This window comes from Stenotrophomonas sp. 1L-E-5-B-C3 (assembly GCF_057292075.1).
Genome location: NZ_JBXAWS010000007.1, coordinates 63,082 through 78,490, shown reverse-complemented (window position 1 = coordinate 78,490; position 15,409 = coordinate 63,082). Strand labels below are relative to the sequence as shown.

Here is a 15,409-nt window from a genome sequence, read left to right as displayed (position 1 = left end):
GCGTTACCGCATCGTGCTGGCCGCGCCGGGAACAGCGCGGGCCAGCTGTATGCAGGCGTCAGAACGAGATGCCCAGGTTCATTCCAAACGTGGTGTAGGCGGTCTGGAAACCGCGCGGCCTGGACAACGGGCTGCCGACAAAGGCGTCCCAGTTGACATGGCGGGTGCCGCCGCGAAGTCCGAGTGCGGTACCAGTAAGCCGGTCACCCAGCAGCCGGGCCGTGGACGGGCCGGCGACACGCCCGTGATCAACGGCGACGTAGGCTTCCACGCCACTGCCCAGGGGCACGCCCACTTCATTGCGCAGCAACCAGCCACGTTCACCGGTCAGCGACATTTCGCCATCAAAGCCCCGCACGGTGTAGCGGCCACCAATCGAGAACCGATCCTGCGGCACCAGCGGAGAGCGGTTCCACTGCGCGCGCCAGCTGCCGACGTAGCGCAGGCTCTGCTTGCCCCACTGCAAGGGCAGCACCAACTGTGCATCCGCGGTATAGATGCGGCCATGCGCCGTACCTTCGCCAAAGGCCTCTTCCGGCGCACGCAGCGCGTTGAAGGCGCCGGTACCCTTGCGGTACGCCAGGTTCACATCCAGGGTCGCCTTGCCGATGAAGTGACGGTGGCCCAGGCCCAGCTCCCAGCCCGCCATGCGGCGGCGCTGCACTTCGATCTCGGTATCGTTGATGAAGTTGTCCGATTCGCGGTACCAGCCGCGCGCGTACATGCTGGTTTTGGCGCGCGCGTTGCGGAACAACATGCGCGTCAGGCGCAGCTCGGCGTTGCGGCTGGAGCCACTGTAGACGTAGTTCTCGAATGCGCCGGCAACGGTCTGCTCATAGTCGAAGTTGCTGGCGTTGGCGCCCAGCAACCATCCGCCCAGCGGCACGCTGTAATGCACCGCCCAGCTGTCGGTGCCACGCTCACTGCCGTTGAGTACCGATTTGCCCACGTTGATGTAGAACAGATCGCTGAGACCGGCCGCGTTGTCCACCGACACTGTGGTACCCGCCTGCATCTTGCCGGTGGACTGGCTCCCGGCATCGTCCAGTGTCAGGTTGACCCGTACCAGGCGCGCCTGCTGCCAGCTGATCACCAGGTCGCTCTCGCCCGGCTTGGCCGCCGCGCCGTCGGCCGGGGGCGCGATCTGGATGTCCACTGTCGCGGTCGGCACGCGCTGCAGGTTTTCCAGCGCCTGCTCGATGTCACGCAGGTTCAGTACTTCGCCGCGTGCCACCCGCACCGCGTTCCAGAGGGCGGGGGTACGGCCTTCGCCGTCGGCGAAACGGATGGCATTGACGCGTCCCGGCACGACCGTGAGCGTCAGGATGCCGGTCTTCAGGTCCTGCGGCGCGGCGAGAATGCGCGTGGTGACGTAACCGCGTTCGATGATCGCGTTCTGCACGCGCTTCATCACGATGTCCACGCCGGCAGTACCCAGACAGCGCCCGGTTGCGGGGTCGCTGCGCGGATCGGCTGCCGCCAGTGCCCAACGGAAGCGTTCGGCCAGATCGCCCTGCAGCACGATGCTGTTGATGGTGAAGCAGGGTGATTCGTCAGCCGGCAGATGGCCGAGGTCTTCGGTGGCCGGCTGCAGCCGGACATCCGGCGTGGATTCCTGTTGTTCCCGCAGCGCGCGCTCGCGCTCCTGCTGCCGCAGCAACTCCTGCTCCGGTGACACCACCTGCGCCCAGGCCGGTGCCTGGAAACCGGTCATGGCCAGTGCCACAGCCACGGACAACCGCCACTGCAACGCGCGGCTGCGTACATTACGTCCCTGTTCCACGATGCTTTCTTCCCTGCGGATGGCTGCCAGTCCGACCAATATTCGGCTGGAAGAGGCAGCACTTTAAGGGAATCGCAGGGCAGGCGACAGGGCCGGCACGCCGCGCGGGCCCGGGCTTCCCAGGCAAAGTGTGATGTCCGACGGAGAGCCTTCCGCTGGCTGGCAGCGCCCGGAATCTGTCCCGGGTCTGCCAGCGTGCCGGCCAACGCTGGCAGCACTGGGGCCGCCGGTGGTGGCCGCCCGCCACTGCGTGCGGCGCAGCAGTGGCGGGACGTCCGCGAAACCGTGAACCCGATCAGGCCTCGTAGGCCGACTCGCCGTGCGAAGTCACATCCAGGCCGGTGCGCTCGGCTTCCTCGGTCACGCGCAGGCCGACCACGCTGCGCACCACCAGCAGGATCAGCGTGGTCACCACTGCCGACCAGACCACCGTCAGGCCAACACTGACCACCTGCACCCACACCTGATGCGCGATATCCAGATCGGCCTTGGTGCCGCCCAGCGACTGTGCACTGAACACGCCGGTGAGAATCGCGCCGACGATGCCGCCGACACCATGCACACCGAACACGTCGGCGGTGTCGTCCACCTTCAGCAGGCGCTTCAAACCGGTCACGCCCCACACGCAGACCACGCCGGCGACGAAGCCGATGATGATCGCGCCGAGCGGGCCGACGGTGCCGCAGGCCGGGGTGATGCCGACCAGACCGGCCACCGCACCCGAGGCGGCGCCCAGTGCCGACGGCTTGCCCTTGCTGATCGCTTCCACCAGCGTCCAGCCAAGCACCGCAGCGGCGGTGGCCAGCACGGTGTTGAGGAACGCCAGCGAGGCGACGGTATCGGCCGCAGCAGCGGAGCCGGCATTGAAGCCGAACCAGCCGACCCACAGCAGCATCGCGCCGATGTAGGTGAACGGCACGTTGTGCGGCTTCAGCGCGGTCTGCCCGTAGCCCAGCCGCTTGCCGACGAACCACGCGGCGACCAGGCCGGCAACACCGGCATTGATGTGGACCACGGTGCCGCCGGCGAAGTCGATCGCGCCCATTTCACCGAGGTAACCGCCACCCCACACGATGTGCGCCATCGGGATGTAGCTGAGGGTGAACCACAGCGCCGAGAACAGCAGCACCGCGCGGAACTTGATGCGTTCGGCAAAGGCGCCGACGATCAGCGCGGTGGTGATGCCGGCGAAGGTCGACTGGAAGGCGACGAACAGGTAGTCCGGCAGGCCCTTGATCGGCGTGTTGCCGACCGAGTCGGGGGTGAAGCCCTTGAGGAAGGCGAATTCGGTGAACGAGCCGAAGAACGGATTGCCGGCGCTGAACACCGCGCTGTAGCCATAGGCCACCCACAGCAGCAGTACCAGCGAGAACACCACCAGGATCTGGCTGAGCACCGACAGCACGTTCTTCGAACGCACCAGGCCGCCATAGAACAACGCCAGGCCCGGCACCACCATCAGCAGTACCAGCAGGGTAGAGGTCAGCATCCAGGCCACGTCGCCATGGTCGTAGGCAGCGGCGGCTTCGGCGACGGCAGGTGCGGCCGCCGCGGCGACCGGATCCTGCAGCGGTTCGACCGCTACGGTTTCGCTGGGCAGCGGCGACACCTGGGCCTGCGCATGGGCAGTTCCCGGCCAGGCGCCGGCAGCCAGCGCACTGAGCAGCATCAACAGGCACACCAGATGGAACCGGGCTTGCCACCCGGTGAGAAGGCGCATCTTCATGGGGGAGTCTCCGGAAGGGGGTTACAGCGCGTCGGCACCGATTTCGCCGGTGCGGATGCGGATGACCTGTTCGACGGCGGTGACGAAGATCTTGCCGTCACCGATCTTGCCGGTGCCTGCCGACGACTGGATCGCTTCGATCACCGCATCGGCACGCTCGTCGGTGACCACGGTTTCGATCTTGATCTTGGGCAGGAAATCGACCACGTACTCGGCACCGCGATACAGCTCGGTGTGGCCCTTCTGGCGACCGAAGCCTTTCACTTCGGTCACGGTGATGCCCGACACGCCGGCATCGGACAAGGCCTCGCGGACCTCGTCGAGCTTGAACGGTCGGATGATGGCGGAGATCAGTTTCATGCGCATGTCCCGATGGTGGATGGGGCCAGCGCGCCAGCGCGCGATGGCATCAGGCAACCACGGGCCATCGTGGCGATGGCCGTGGCTGTTGCACCGGACACGTACTGGGCCGGGACGGCCGTGCCTCTCTCCTTGCACGACCGACGCGGGAGGGAGGGCGGCCCTGGTCGCGTATCCGGTCTCTCTCTTGCCCCTGGGTTGGGGTCAGAACCCTTTCGCGGTGCGAAAAGGATCCGACCCCGTGCAACGACGGCTCCCCAGCCGCCCGATCAGCTGGCGTAGTACAGCTGGTATTCCAGCGGGTGGGTGGCCGCGCGGAACTTGGTCACTTCCTGCATCTTCAGCGCGATGTAGCCGTCGATGAAGTCATCGCTCATCACGCCGCCGGCCTTCAGGAACTCGCGGTCCTTGTCCAGCGCTTCCAGCGCCTGGTCCAGCGAGGAGCAGACCTGCGGAATCAGCTTCTCTTCTTCCGGCGGCAGGTCGTACAGGTCCTTGTCGCTCGGTGCGCCCGGGTCGATCTGGTTCTTGATGCCGTCCAGGCCGGCCATCATCAGCGCGGTGAAGGTCAGGTAGCCGGACTGGATCGGATCCGGGAAGCGCATTTCGATGCGGCGTGCCTTCGGGTTGGACACCCACGGGATGCGGCACGAAGCCGAACGGTTGCGGGCCGAGTAGGCCAGCATCACCGGTGCTTCGTAGCCCGGCACCAGGCGCTTGTAGCTGTTGGTGCCCGAGTTGGCGAAGGCGTTGATGGCCTTGGCGTGCTTGAAGATGCCGCCGATGTACCATAGCGCCATCTGGCTCAGGCCGCCGTAGCCGTCACCGGAGAACAGGTTGGTGCCGCCCTTGGACAGCGACTGGTGCACGTGCATGCCGCTGCCGTTGTCGCCGACGATCGGCTTGGGCATGAAGGTGACGGTCTTGCCGTTGCGGTGCGCCACGTTCTTGATGACGTACTTCATGCGCAGCAGTTCGTCGGCCTTCTGCACCAGGGTGCTGAACTTGGTGCCGATCTCGCACTGGCCGGCGGTGGCCACTTCGTGGTGCTGCACTTCCACTTCGATGCCGACCTGTTCCAGGGTCTTGCACATTTCAGCGCGAAGGTCGTGCAGGGTGTCGGTCGGCGGAACGGGGAAGTAGCCGCCCTTCACGCCCGGACGGTAACCGCTGTTGGCGCCGTCGTACTTGGCGCCGCTGTTCCATGCCGCTTCTTCCGAATCGACCTGGAAGAAGGTGTGGCCCATTTCATTGGCGAAGCGGACCGAATCGAAGATGAAGAATTCCGGCTCCGGGCCGAAGAACGCGGTTTCGGCGATGCCCGAGGACTTCAGGTACGACTCTGCGCGCTTGGCGATGCCGCGCGGGCAACGGCCATACGGCTGCATGGTGGCCGGATCGAGGATGTCGCAGCTGATCACGATGGTCGGATCGGCGTAGAACGGGTCGACGTAGGCGCTGGCGGTATCCGGCAGCAGCACCATGTCCGATTCGGCGATGCCCTTCCAGCCGGCGATCGAGCTGCCATCGAACATCTTGCCTTCTTCAAACAGCGACGGCTCGACGATGCTGACCGGGAAGGTCACGTGCTGCTCGACACCGCGCATGTCGACAAAACGCAGGTCGACGAACTCGATCTGGTTGTCCTTGATCAGCTTTTCTACGTTTTCCACGGACATCGGTACGACCTCGGATGGGGATGAATGCCTGCTGAGGTACAGCAACGACCGTGCCAACTTTTGGTCACCTGCAAGTCATTGATTTCAAAAAGGCCGCCCCGGATCGGTGCAGAACAGCGCGCACCAAACGGGTGCACCAAGGACCAGACGCACCCGTTTGGTGCGGCATGGATCGTCTATTCTTTCGACCTTCTATCGCCGCCCGCACCCGCCCTGTCCATGTCCGATCTGCTCTCTGCCCTGCTGCTGGGCATCCTCGAAGGCTTGACCGAATTCCTGCCGATCTCCAGCACGGGCCACCTGCTGATCGCCCAGCACTGGCTGGGCGCGCGATCGGACTTCTTCAACATCATCATCCAGGCCGGCGCGATCCTGGCGGTGGTGCTGGTGTTCCGCCAGCGCCTGCTGCAGCTGGCCACGGGCTTCGGGCAGCGTGAGAACCGCGACTACGTGTTCAAGCTCGGTGCCGCCTTCCTGGTAACCGCGGTGGTCGGCCTGGTGGTGCGCAAGGCCGGCTGGTCGCTGCCGGAAACGGTCAGCCCGGTGGCCTGGGCGCTGATCATCGGCGGCATCTGGATGCTGCTGGTGGAGGCCTACACCGCACGCCTGCCCGACCGCGACCAGGTGACCTGGACGGTGGCCATTGGTGTTGGCCTGGCACAGGTGGTGGCCGGTGTGTTTCCCGGCACTTCGCGTTCGGCCTCGGCCATCTTCCTGGCCATGCTGCTGGGGCTGAGCCGCCGCGCCGCCGCCGCCGAGTTCGTGTTCCTGGTCGGCATTCCCACCATGTTCGCCGCCAGTGCGTACACCTTCCTGGAACTGGCCAAGGAAGGAAACCTGGCCAGCGAGAACTGGACCGAGGTGGGTGTGGCCTTCGTTGCCGCGGCCATCACCGGCTTCGTCGTAGTGAAGTGGCTGATGGGTTACATCAAGTCGCACACGTTCACCGCGTTCGCGCTCTACCGCATCGCGCTGGGCGCCGCGCTGCTGCTGTGGTTGCCCTCCGGCAGCTGAACAGCGCCGGGGCGCGGTAACCCCGTTGCCGACCCCACCCCGTTTCCCCCACGGTTCCCCAAGGAGAATCACCATGAACCGCAAGCTCACCCTGCTCCTCCCGCTGGCCCTGCTGGCCGCCTGCAGCCAGACCCCGGCCCCGGCCGGCACCGGCGGCGACGACGTTGCCCCGGCCGCCGCCAAGGCAGCAGACCAGCAGACGCTGGCGCACCTGGACGCGCAGCGCCTGCAGAGCCAGCACTGGCTGCTGCAGCAGGCCACCGCAGCCGACGGCAAGCGCATCGACGCGCTGTTCGCACGCGAAGACAAGCCGGTCACCCTGGACTTCGCTGATGGCCGCCTGTCGGTCAGCAACGCCTGCAACCACATGGGTGGCGGCTACACCCTGGCCGACGGCAAGCTGAGCGTCAGCGCGATGGCCTCGACCCTGATGGCCTGCACCGACAAGGCGCTGATGGCGCTGGACGAGGCCGTGTCGAGCCGCCTGCAGGGCGAGCTGAAGGCCGAACAGGACGCCGACGGCAAGCTGACCCTGACCACCGCCAAGGGCGATGTGCTGGTGTTCAACCCGGAGCCGACCGCTGAAACCCGCTACGGCGGCGCCGGCGAAACCGTGTTCCTGGAAGTGGCCGCCAAGACCCAGAAGTGCTCGCACCCGCTGATCCCGGACTACCAGTGCCTGCAGGTGCGTGAGGTCAAGTTCGACGACAAGGGCCTGAAGCAGGGCGAGCCGGGCAAGTTCGAGAACTTCTACGGCAGCATCGAGGGCTACACCCACGAAGACGGCGTGCGCAACGTGGTGCGCGTGAAGCGCTACGACGTGAAGAACCCGCCGGCCGATGCGCCGTCGCAGGCGTACGTGCTGGACATGGTGGTCGAGTCGGCCATCGAGAAGAAATAAAACGATGGAAGGGCGGCCGAAAGGCCGCCCTTCTTCGTTGGCGGTAGAGCCGGCCGCTGGCCGGCTGCCACAGGCACCTCCGGCGGACATGGGACATGCCGGCCAGCGGCCGGCACTACCCGATATACAGCCTCAGCCCAGCGCCGGGTTCAACGTGTAGGTGCCATGCAGTGCGGCTTCGGCCAGCACGTGGCCATGCATGGCGCGGTAGGCATCGGCGGCGGTGAAGCGCGCCGGCAGATCGAGCGAGGCCACGTCCAGCGCAAATACGCGGAAGAAATAGCGGTGCACGCGTTCGTCGTTGAACGGCGGATACGGGCCGTCATAGCCCAGGTAATCGCCGGCCATGTCCGGGTTGCCGGCGAACCAGCCGGTGAAGTCGTTCAGGCCCTGGCGGCTGCCCGCCGGGCCAGCCGGTGCGGTCCTGCCCTTGACCACGAAGCCGTCGCTGCAGCTGCCTGCTGCGATCTCCTGCACCGAGGCCGGGATATCAGCCATCACCCAATGCACGAAATCGCAGCGCGGCTGATCGCGCGGCACGGTCATGTCCGTACGGCCGACCGTTTCAGGCACGGTCGGCACGTCCGGGTCCACGCACACCAGCAGGAACGAACGCGTGCCTTCCGGCGCGCCGTTCCAGGCCAGGTGCGGATTGCGGTCCGGGGCGAAGCCGGCGGCATCGCCGGCGGCGAACTCGCGGTCGATCGGTGCACCGTTGGTCAGGCTGTGACTGCTCAATTGCATCGGACGCTCCTCACTCTTCCGGGTAACCCAGGCGCACCGCAATCGGGGTGAGCAGGGCGAAAGCGGCGCTCATCACGTCGCGGTAGTTGCGCCAATGGCCAGGCGGCAGGCGCGGTGCACCCAGCTGCGCCGCCGGCGGCATCGGCCGCTCGAACAGGCGGCCGAGCAGTTCAGCCATTGCCTGCGGATCGTTGCCGATATGGTCGATGCGCAGCAGTACATGTGGGTACAGGTCTTCCTCATGCAACGTGGCGACCTGGGTCAACGCACGCGCCAGCCACTCACCGGCTTCGGCCAGCGAGGTCATCGCCAGCGGCGCGGCGGCGCCGTAGGCCACCCAGTCCAGCAGCATGTCGCGCGGGTCACGCAGCACCAGCAGCAGGCGGCCCTGCGGCAGCTGCGGGCGCAGCGCCCACAGCAGGGCGTTGTCCCACCACAGCAACCAGTCGATCACGGTGTCGTTCTGCAGGCCACGTGCCGGCAGCTGTTCGCGCCAGCGTTCCACCAGCCGCTCCGGGGTCAGCACGCCCGAGGCCAGATCCTGCAGCGTGTGGTAGTTCTGGAACGCATCATCGGGCGGCGTGTTGGTGTAGCGGTCACTGCGCAGCACCGGGCTGGCGGCGGCCAGGCCGGTCGCCACGCGCTCCACGCCCGAACCCGGTGCGCCCCACAGGAAGATCGGCGCGGAGGTGGCATCACCGTCGATATCGCCCTTGTCCGGCCAGCTCGGCGGGGCCTTGGCCTGCGGCGGCAGCGGCAGGCGCTGCGGCGCCTGGTCGGCCTGCAGCGCCATCCACGTACGCAGCGCTTCCTGCGGCTGCGCGGCACGGTCCTGGATCTCGCCCATCCACGTCCGCAGATCGGCGCGATGGCCTTCCGGCGCCAGGTCGATCAGTGCCTGCACGCGAGCCACGGCAGCGGCCGGATCCCGTTGCAGCAGGCCTTCAACCAGGCGGGTTTCGCCACTGACACGACCCGGCTCCTGGCTGACGATACGCTCGGCAATCGCTTCGGCCTGCGCATGTTCACCGGCCATGTCGTGCAGGCGCAGGCGTGCCTCAAGTGCCGGCAGATGCTCGGGCATCGCTGCCATCCAGCGCTCGACAGCGGTCACCGCACTTTCGCTGCCCACCTGCTCGATCGCCAGCCGCGCCAGCCACACGTCGTGCAGCTGGTCATTGTTTTCCAGCACCGCGTCCAGTCGAGCACGTGCTTCATCCTCACGCCCCAGGCGCTGCCATGACATCAGCAGCAGCTGCAGCATCTGGCGGTCATCCGGCTGCGTTTCCAGCAGCGGCAGCAGGTACTCCAGCGCCTGCAGCGGCTGGCCGCTGCGCAGCGACAGCTCGCCGGCCAGGCGACGCATCGCCGGCACGTCCATCTGCGGCTGCTGCAGGGCCACCTGCATCGCTTCGGCCGCAGCCGGCACATTGCCCTGGCGCAGCGCCAGCTGCACCACCAGGCCGTGCAACGAGGAAAGCGACGGGTTCAGTTCCAGCACGCGACGGAACGACTGCTCGGCGAACGCCAGCATGTCCTTGCCCAGATAGGCAAAACCCAGTGCATACAACACGCGGGGATCGTCCGGCAACGCCTTGCTGGCGGCCGACAGCAGCGACAGCGCGCGATCCGCATCGCCGCGGCGCAGGGCAACCATGCCGTCGATGGTCAGCAGCTCCGGGTGATCCGGCTCGACGCGCGACGCCAGCGTCGACACGCGCGCCGCTTCGTCGAAGTCGTTGCGGCCGATCGCCAGGTGCGCCTGCATCAGGTAGGCGGAGAAGGAATTCGGATCGAGGCCGGTGGTGCGCGCCAACGCCTCGTCAGCACCTTCGAACTGGCGCAGGGCCAGCAGCAGGCCGGCCTGCTGCAGGTGCAGCTGGGCATCGTCCGGGGCCAGGCGCAGCGCCTCCTGCAGGGCGTCCATCGCGTGCTCGGCGTTGCCCTGCTGCTGCAGCGCAAGCGCCAGCCAGCGGTGGGCTTCGGCCAGGCCGGGTTCATCACGGGTCCACGCCTGGGCCAGCTGCACGGCCTGGTCGGCCTGGTTCTGGCGCAGCGCTTGGATGATCTGGTCTTGCATGGCAGTCCGCTTCAAGTGCAAACCCGCATTGTAGCGGCCCGCACGCCGGTGCCGGTTCAGCCCTGCAGCACCCGCTGCAGGCGCTGTGCCACCCAGCGCTCGGAGAAGCCATCACCCCGCCAGTTTTCGAGGAAGCCGCAGTGGCCTCCCCAGCAGGCCGTTTCCAGGTGTGCCTGGTGCGGCAGCTGCCAGTCGCTGAAGGTCACATACGGGATCACCGGGTCATCCTGGGCCATCAGGATGTCGGCCGGCACCTGCAGGGTGGACAAGCGGTCACCGGCAATCGAGTAGCCGTCGAAATAGGCCTGCAGCGAGCCGAAGCTGGTGTGCCGTTCGACCAGCCATGCGGTCAGCGCGCGGATGTCCAGCTTCAGCACGCGGTCGTCGCAGTCGCTCAGCTCGGGGAACAGGTCACGCTTGCGCCGCAGCGAACCGGCCCATTTGCGCCGGAAGTACCAGTCGTACATTGCCGGGCCGTTCTCGATGCTGTCCATGGTCAGCGCCGGGTCCAGCACCGGGCACACCGAGGCCACGCGCAGCAGCGGCACGCCGGCCGCCGGCGCACGCAGGGCCAGGCGCAGCACGAAGTTGCCACCCAGCGAGTACCCGGCGGCCACCAGCGGCAGCTGCGGCCAGCGCTGGGCGATGTCACCCGCGGCATGTACCACTTCGTCGATCAGGTTGGAGTGGAAGATGCCGGGGTTCAGATGATGGGTGTTGCCGTGGTCGCGGAAGTTCAGGCGCACCACATCGAAGCCCTGTTCGATCATGCGCGCGGCCGCCATGCGCATGTAGCTGGATTCGGCACTGCCCTCCCAGCCGTGCAGCAGCAGGGCGATGCCCTTGGGCTCGCGACCTTCGACATGGCTGTGCCAGCCCTGCAGGCGCACGCCGTCGCCGCCATCCAGGATCAGCTCTTCGCTGACCGCGCCGGTGGCCGCCAGCAGCAGCAGGCCGCGCTGCAGGCGCATGCGGCTGGAGCTGAGCATCGACTGCAGGTGCGGATTGCGCAGCCAGCGTGGCGGCTGGTAGTCGGACGCATGCAGCGTCGGCGTACCGGCGTCCAGGACGGGTGGCGGGATCAGGGCCACCGCATCCTCACTGCGTGCTCATGGCCGCCACGATGCGCGCGCGCGAGGTTTCCGCGATGCGCCGACGGCCTTCCAGGTCCTGGGTACCGATCGGCTCCAGGAAATGCACTTCGGTATGCCGCGCCGGCTCACCGAGCAGGCGCAGGAAATTGGCGGCGAAACTCTCGCCTGGACCAAACGCGACGATGGTCTGTGCGTCGCCCTTCGCCCCGTACACCAGCGCAACCGGCTGCACCGGCACGCCGGTTTCAACCGCGGCCTGGAAGATGCGGGCATGGAACGGACCCACTTCGTGGCCGCCACGGGTGCGCCCTTCCGGGAACACGCCCACCGCCTTGCCGGCACGCAACCGGTCGGCCATCACCTGCATCACCCCACCGAGCGATTCGGTGTTGCCCCGCTGGTGGAAGATGGTCTGCCCGCGCGCGGCCAGCCAACCGACCAGCGGCCAGCTGGCGATCTCGCGCTTGGCAACGAAGCCCATCATGCGCTGGCTGTGCAGGATGGAGATGTCGACCCAGCTGACGTGGTTGGCGACGAACAGCACCGCGCCCGGCAGCGGCCTGCCGACCTGCGACAGGCGGAAGCCGAAGATCCACATCAACCCGCCCTGCCACCAGTTCACCACTTTGGCCCCGAACGTATCCTCGCCCACGCGTAGCTCGCCCCACGGCGGCAGCATGCCGATCAGGATCAGCGGCAGGAACACGGTGATGTGGACCAACAGCAGCGGTACGCGGTACAGGTAACGGCACACACGCGCCACGCCGCCACGGGGGGCCGGAGTGGGGGAAGTCATCCGCGCACGATACCGGAGCGCCGCAGCAGCTGCCAGCCGATTTAGGCCATAACCGCCATTGACCGGGGCAATCGGCGGGGAACGCTGGGTTCCGCTGCCGTCAACGCGCCCTCCGGGGGCTCAACCGTGACCGGCGGCCACCACTGCCAGGGTCAACCGCGAGATGCACACCAGCCGCCCCTGCTCATCCTCGATGCGGATCTCCCACAGCTGGGTGCTGCGGCCCACGTGCAGCGCGCGGGCGGTGCCGGTGACCGTACCCGAACGCACGGCACGCACGTGGTTGGCATTGATCTCCAGGCCCACGCAGATCTGCTTTGCGGTATCCACGCACAGGTTGCCGGCGCTGCTGCCCAGGGTTTCGGCCAGCACCACCGAGGCACCGCCATGCAGGATGCCGTAGGGCTGGCGGGTGCGCTCGTCCACCGGCATGGTGGCCTGCAGCCAGTCGTCGCCGACCGCACTGAAGATGATGCCCAGCGATTCAATGGCCGTGTTGCGACTGAGCGCGTTGAGCTGCTCGATGGAAACGGCTTCGCGGAATACCTGGGTCATGCGGCACCTTCAAAGAATGGGAACGAGGCCGGCACCGAATGCGGTCAGCATGCGCACCAGCAGCCACTTCGGCCCCACGTTGACTTCGGGGAAGTCACCGACGGCGCTGTAGCAGCGATGGAAATCCGGGTCCTGCCTCGGCAGCGGCCGTGGGCAGTCCGGGCCGGGCTTGAATTCATAGTCGGTGGCGTAGCGCCACGGCCAGAAGTCGAGGATCGGCAGCGCTTCGGAGGCCTTGCCGACGCTGTAGTTCAGCCCCGACAGCACTGGCGGCTTCGCCCGCGGCGCCACCGTCCACGAGTTCTGCGGGTGGATGTCGCGCAGGATGCTCTGGGCGAGTTCCTCGGCAAAGGCCGGGTCGTCGATGATCACCGCGCCTTCGGTGTTGTAGTTCTCGCTGCGCGGATCGAAGTTGTGGGTGCCGACCACGCCGATGCGGCGATCGACCACCAGCGACTTGGCGTGCAACCCCATGCGCGCGCCCTTGCGGGTGACCGGCAGTGGCTTGTTGACTGCCTTGCTGCCAAGGAACGACGGCCGGGTCTCGGTGCGCAACAGCCGCGTTTCGACCTCGCTGCCCGCGGCACGGCGGCGCGCGCGCGCGTTGTCATAGGCACCGTCGCTGTGGCGGTGGTTCACCGGACCCTGCTTGCCGGTCCCGCTGGAGCCGCCATCGCGGCCACCACCCGCATTGCTGCCCGCCGCGCTGCCACCGATCAACGGATTGCGACCACTGTCATCCACGCCATCAGGCGCGGCGATCGGGTCGGGCAGCAGATTGCGGTAGTCGACCGGTGCGTCCAGCGGGAACGGCTTGTATTCGAAGATGTTGAAGCCCAGTTCGCGCATGTTGCGCCGCTTGTACTTGTACGACAGCGCATAAACGATCGGATTGTCAGTGGCGGCCAGGCTGTTGCTGGACACCACCACGCGCGGCGGCTGCGGGCGCTTGCGCAGCTCACGGAACAGCTTCTGCGCCGGCTTGGACAGCACCAGGTACGGCGTCTGCAGGATCACTTCCTTCTGCGCACCGGCAATGAGTGCGTCCAGCTGCGGCTCGGTCACGTGCTGGCCCGCCAGCGGGGCATCGGCCTTCTCCCGGCGGTGCTTGCGCGGCAGGTCGGCGACGTAGCGCACCGAGGCCACCGGCAGCGCGGTATCCACGAAGGAACGGGTGACGAAGTCCATGTCATTGGCTTCGGCGCTGACCCGCTGCACCCGCTCGGGACGGCGGAAGGTGGCCGGGGGCAATGTGGGCACCCCCTGGCGCAGCAGGGTACGGCCCACGTCGTTCAGGCGTTCGGCCGGCACGCTGCGCTGCGCGCGCCAGAACGCATCGAAGTTGGCCGCCATCGCCCGCGCTTCCGGCCCGGCGATCAGCACATCGCGGTCGCGGAAGTTGTACTCGCGGTCCCAGTCGTAATAGTCGTCCTGGTAGTTGCGGCCACCGACCACGCCGATCGCATCGTCGATCACCAGCAGCTTGTTGTGCATGCGCTGGTTGAAGCGACGGAAGCAGCACAGCACGCTGCCGGCGTAGTCGAAATAGTTCAGGCGCGCCTTGCCGAAGGTCGGGTTGTAGACCCTCAGCTGGAAATTCTGGTGGGCACCGGACAGCGCGCCGAGGATCTCCAGGTCGGAGATCGCCGAGAGCTGGTCGATCAGCACCCGCACCTTGACCCCGCGCCGGGATGCGGCCAGCAGCTCGTCGATGACCAGGCGGGCGCTGTCGTCCTTGTCGAAGATGTAGGTCTGCAGGTCGATGCTGCGGGTGGCGCTGCGCAGCAGGTTGAGCCGCGCGACCAGGGCGCCCTCGCCCTCATCCAGCAGGGTGGCGTAATGCTGCGGCCGTTCCGGGGTGGATTCGGTGAACGCCCGGCCGGCCAGGGCCCGCAGTGGCGAATCCAGCGCACAACGGTCGGCACGCTGGCAATCGACCTGGGTCGAGCGCGCCTGCACGGCGATGGCCTCGGCCCGGTCGCGCTCGGCATGCGACAGCGATGCACAACCACTGCCCAGCAACACGGTTGCCAGCGCCAGTACACGCAGCAGGTGGTTCACGGTTTAGGCGCCTCGCTCAGGCGCGCACGCAATACGAAAGTCACTCGGTCACTCAAGGCAAGCTGCCAGCTTTCCATGCCATACCGGCCTCGTTGCACGGTACCGCGGCTGACGACGTCGCAATCATAGCCGGGTCGGGCGCAGTCCGCCTTCTCGACCTTGAGCGACTCCGGGTGGCTGATCCCACGCAGGGTCAACCTGCCGTTGATGTCGCCCCCGTCCTCCACGGTCTCCGGCCAGTACGGCAGGGAGTCGAACTCGACCACCGGATGGCGGCCGGCATCGAAGAACTCCTCACCGCGCATCCAACCGGTGTAGCGCGGCTTGCCGGGAATCTCGACCGAGCGCGTGAACATCTTCAGGTGCACCTGGTGGCGGCCGTCGGAGAGGATCTCGATGCGTCCCTCGAAGTGCGGAAACACGCCCTCGATGCGCTGCCCGAAGCGGGTGCGCACCTCGAAACCGATCTGCGAACGCTGCGTATCCAGGCGCAACACGCGGTGCGCCTCGGCGACCACCGGTGGCAATGTCGTGGGCGGTGGTGCGGCAGCCCAGGCCGGGCCGGATACCAGCAGCACGGGCAGCAGGAAGCGGCTGCGCCGCGCCAGGCTCATCG

13 protein-coding genes are annotated in these 15,409 nt (G+C 67.2%); 2 read left to right on the top strand and 11 right to left on the bottom strand.

Annotated features, from left to right (window positions below; all coding sequences use genetic code 11):
- Nucleotides 1–58: 58 nt before the first annotated feature.
- From AC0Z6F_RS11030 to glnA, 4 genes are all read right to left on the bottom strand, one after another.
- Nucleotides 59–1,783, bottom strand: a complete 1,725-nt coding sequence (locus AC0Z6F_RS11030) for a ShlB/FhaC/HecB family hemolysin secretion/activation protein (protein ID WP_004134386.1) — start codon at nt 1,781–1,783, stop codon at nt 59–61.
- A gap of 295 nt (nt 1,784–2,078) precedes the next feature.
- Entirely contained in the window at nt 2,079–3,509 is a 1,431-nt protein-coding gene (locus tag AC0Z6F_RS11025; protein WP_153674905.1) for an ammonium transporter, read from the bottom strand.
- Between the two features lie 21 nt (nt 3,510–3,530).
- The gene (locus AC0Z6F_RS11020) at nt 3,531–3,869 is read right to left on the bottom strand and encodes a P-II family nitrogen regulator (protein WP_004134334.1); all 339 of its coding nucleotides are present in this window, start codon (nt 3,867–3,869) and stop codon (nt 3,531–3,533) included.
- A gap of 269 nt (nt 3,870–4,138) precedes the next feature.
- On the bottom strand, nt 4,139–5,548 hold the full coding sequence (gene glnA / locus AC0Z6F_RS11015; protein ID WP_004134320.1) for a type I glutamate--ammonia ligase: 1,410 nt from the start codon (nt 5,546–5,548) through the stop codon (nt 4,139–4,141).
- A gap of 219 nt (nt 5,549–5,767) precedes the next feature.
- On the opposite strand from glnA, the gene AC0Z6F_RS11010 reads away from it, so the two are divergent.
- Both AC0Z6F_RS11010 and AC0Z6F_RS11005 read left to right on the top strand, forming a co-directional pair.
- Nucleotides 5,768–6,562: an undecaprenyl-diphosphate phosphatase gene (locus tag AC0Z6F_RS11010; protein WP_032968051.1), complete on the top strand. Its 795-nt coding sequence runs from the start codon at nt 5,768–5,770 to the stop codon at nt 6,560–6,562.
- Nucleotides 6,563–6,635: 73 nt separating this feature from the next.
- Entirely contained in the window at nt 6,636–7,463 is an 828-nt protein-coding gene (locus tag AC0Z6F_RS11005) for an META and DUF4377 domain-containing protein (protein ID WP_004134318.1), read from the top strand.
- A gap of 132 nt (nt 7,464–7,595) precedes the next feature.
- Here the strand turns inward: AC0Z6F_RS11005 and AC0Z6F_RS11000 are convergent, their stop codons facing one another.
- From AC0Z6F_RS11000 to AC0Z6F_RS10970, 7 genes are all read right to left on the bottom strand, one after another.
- Nucleotides 7,596–8,207, bottom strand: a complete 612-nt coding sequence (locus AC0Z6F_RS11000; protein WP_012509680.1) for a YbhB/YbcL family Raf kinase inhibitor-like protein — start codon at nt 8,205–8,207, stop codon at nt 7,596–7,598.
- Nucleotides 8,208–8,217: 10 nt separating this feature from the next.
- A complete protein-coding gene (locus tag AC0Z6F_RS10995) occupies nt 8,218–10,287 on the bottom strand; it encodes a tetratricopeptide repeat protein (RefSeq protein ID WP_012509679.1) in 2,070 nt (689 codons plus the stop codon).
- Nucleotides 10,288–10,343: 56 nt separating this feature from the next.
- Complete coding sequence (locus AC0Z6F_RS10990; RefSeq protein ID WP_485617246.1) at nt 10,344–11,333, bottom strand: YheT family hydrolase; 990 nt, start codon at nt 11,331–11,333, stop codon at nt 10,344–10,346.
- 52 nt (nt 11,334–11,385) lie between these two features.
- A complete protein-coding gene (locus tag AC0Z6F_RS10985) occupies nt 11,386–12,177 on the bottom strand; it encodes a lysophospholipid acyltransferase family protein (protein WP_004134294.1) in 792 nt (263 codons plus the stop codon).
- 120 nt (nt 12,178–12,297) lie between these two features.
- Nucleotides 12,298–12,732 carry a hotdog fold thioesterase gene (locus AC0Z6F_RS10980; RefSeq protein WP_004134292.1) on the bottom strand — a complete coding sequence of 145 codons (435 nt, stop codon included), beginning with the start codon at nt 12,730–12,732 and terminating at the stop codon, nt 12,298–12,300.
- Nucleotides 12,733–12,741: 9 nt separating this feature from the next.
- The gene (locus AC0Z6F_RS10975; protein WP_004134289.1) at nt 12,742–14,793 is read right to left on the bottom strand and encodes a phospholipase D family protein; all 2,052 of its coding nucleotides are present in this window, start codon (nt 14,791–14,793) and stop codon (nt 12,742–12,744) included.
- Nucleotides 14,790–15,407, bottom strand: a complete 618-nt coding sequence (locus AC0Z6F_RS10970; RefSeq protein WP_004134285.1) for a YceI family protein — start codon at nt 15,405–15,407, stop codon at nt 14,790–14,792. Before AC0Z6F_RS10970 ends, AC0Z6F_RS10975 begins: the two co-directional genes overlap by 4 nt.
- Nucleotides 15,408–15,409 lie beyond the last annotated feature (2 nt).

What these genes read in the sequence shown, in the direction of transcription:
- AC0Z6F_RS11025 (WP_153674905.1), bottom strand. Translation starts at nt 3,509, where the DNA reads ATGAAGATGCGCCTTCTCACCGGGTGGCAAGCCCGGTTCCATCTGGTG.
- AC0Z6F_RS11020 (WP_004134334.1), bottom strand. Translation starts at nt 3,869, where the DNA reads ATGAAACTGATCTCCGCCATCATCCGACCGTTCAAGCTCGACGAGGTC.
- glnA (WP_004134320.1), bottom strand. Translation starts at nt 5,548, where the DNA reads ATGTCCGTGGAAAACGTAGAAAAGCTGATCAAGGACAACCAGATCGAG.
- AC0Z6F_RS11010 (WP_032968051.1), top strand. Translation starts at nt 5,768, where the DNA reads ATGTCCGATCTGCTCTCTGCCCTGCTGCTGGGCATCCTCGAAGGCTTG.
- AC0Z6F_RS11005 (WP_004134318.1), top strand. Translation starts at nt 6,636, where the DNA reads ATGAACCGCAAGCTCACCCTGCTCCTCCCGCTGGCCCTGCTGGCCGCC.
- AC0Z6F_RS11000 (WP_012509680.1), bottom strand. Translation starts at nt 8,207, where the DNA reads ATGCAATTGAGCAGTCACAGCCTGACCAACGGTGCACCGATCGACCGC.
- AC0Z6F_RS10995 (WP_012509679.1), bottom strand. Translation starts at nt 10,287, where the DNA reads ATGCAAGACCAGATCATCCAAGCGCTGCGCCAGAACCAGGCCGACCAG.
- AC0Z6F_RS10985 (WP_004134294.1), bottom strand. Translation starts at nt 12,177, where the DNA reads ATGACTTCCCCCACTCCGGCCCCCCGTGGCGGCGTGGCGCGTGTGTGC.
- AC0Z6F_RS10980 (WP_004134292.1), bottom strand. Translation starts at nt 12,732, where the DNA reads ATGACCCAGGTATTCCGCGAAGCCGTTTCCATCGAGCAGCTCAACGCG.
- AC0Z6F_RS10970 (WP_004134285.1), bottom strand. Translation starts at nt 15,407, where the DNA reads ATGAGCCTGGCGCGGCGCAGCCGCTTCCTGCTGCCCGTGCTGCTGGTA.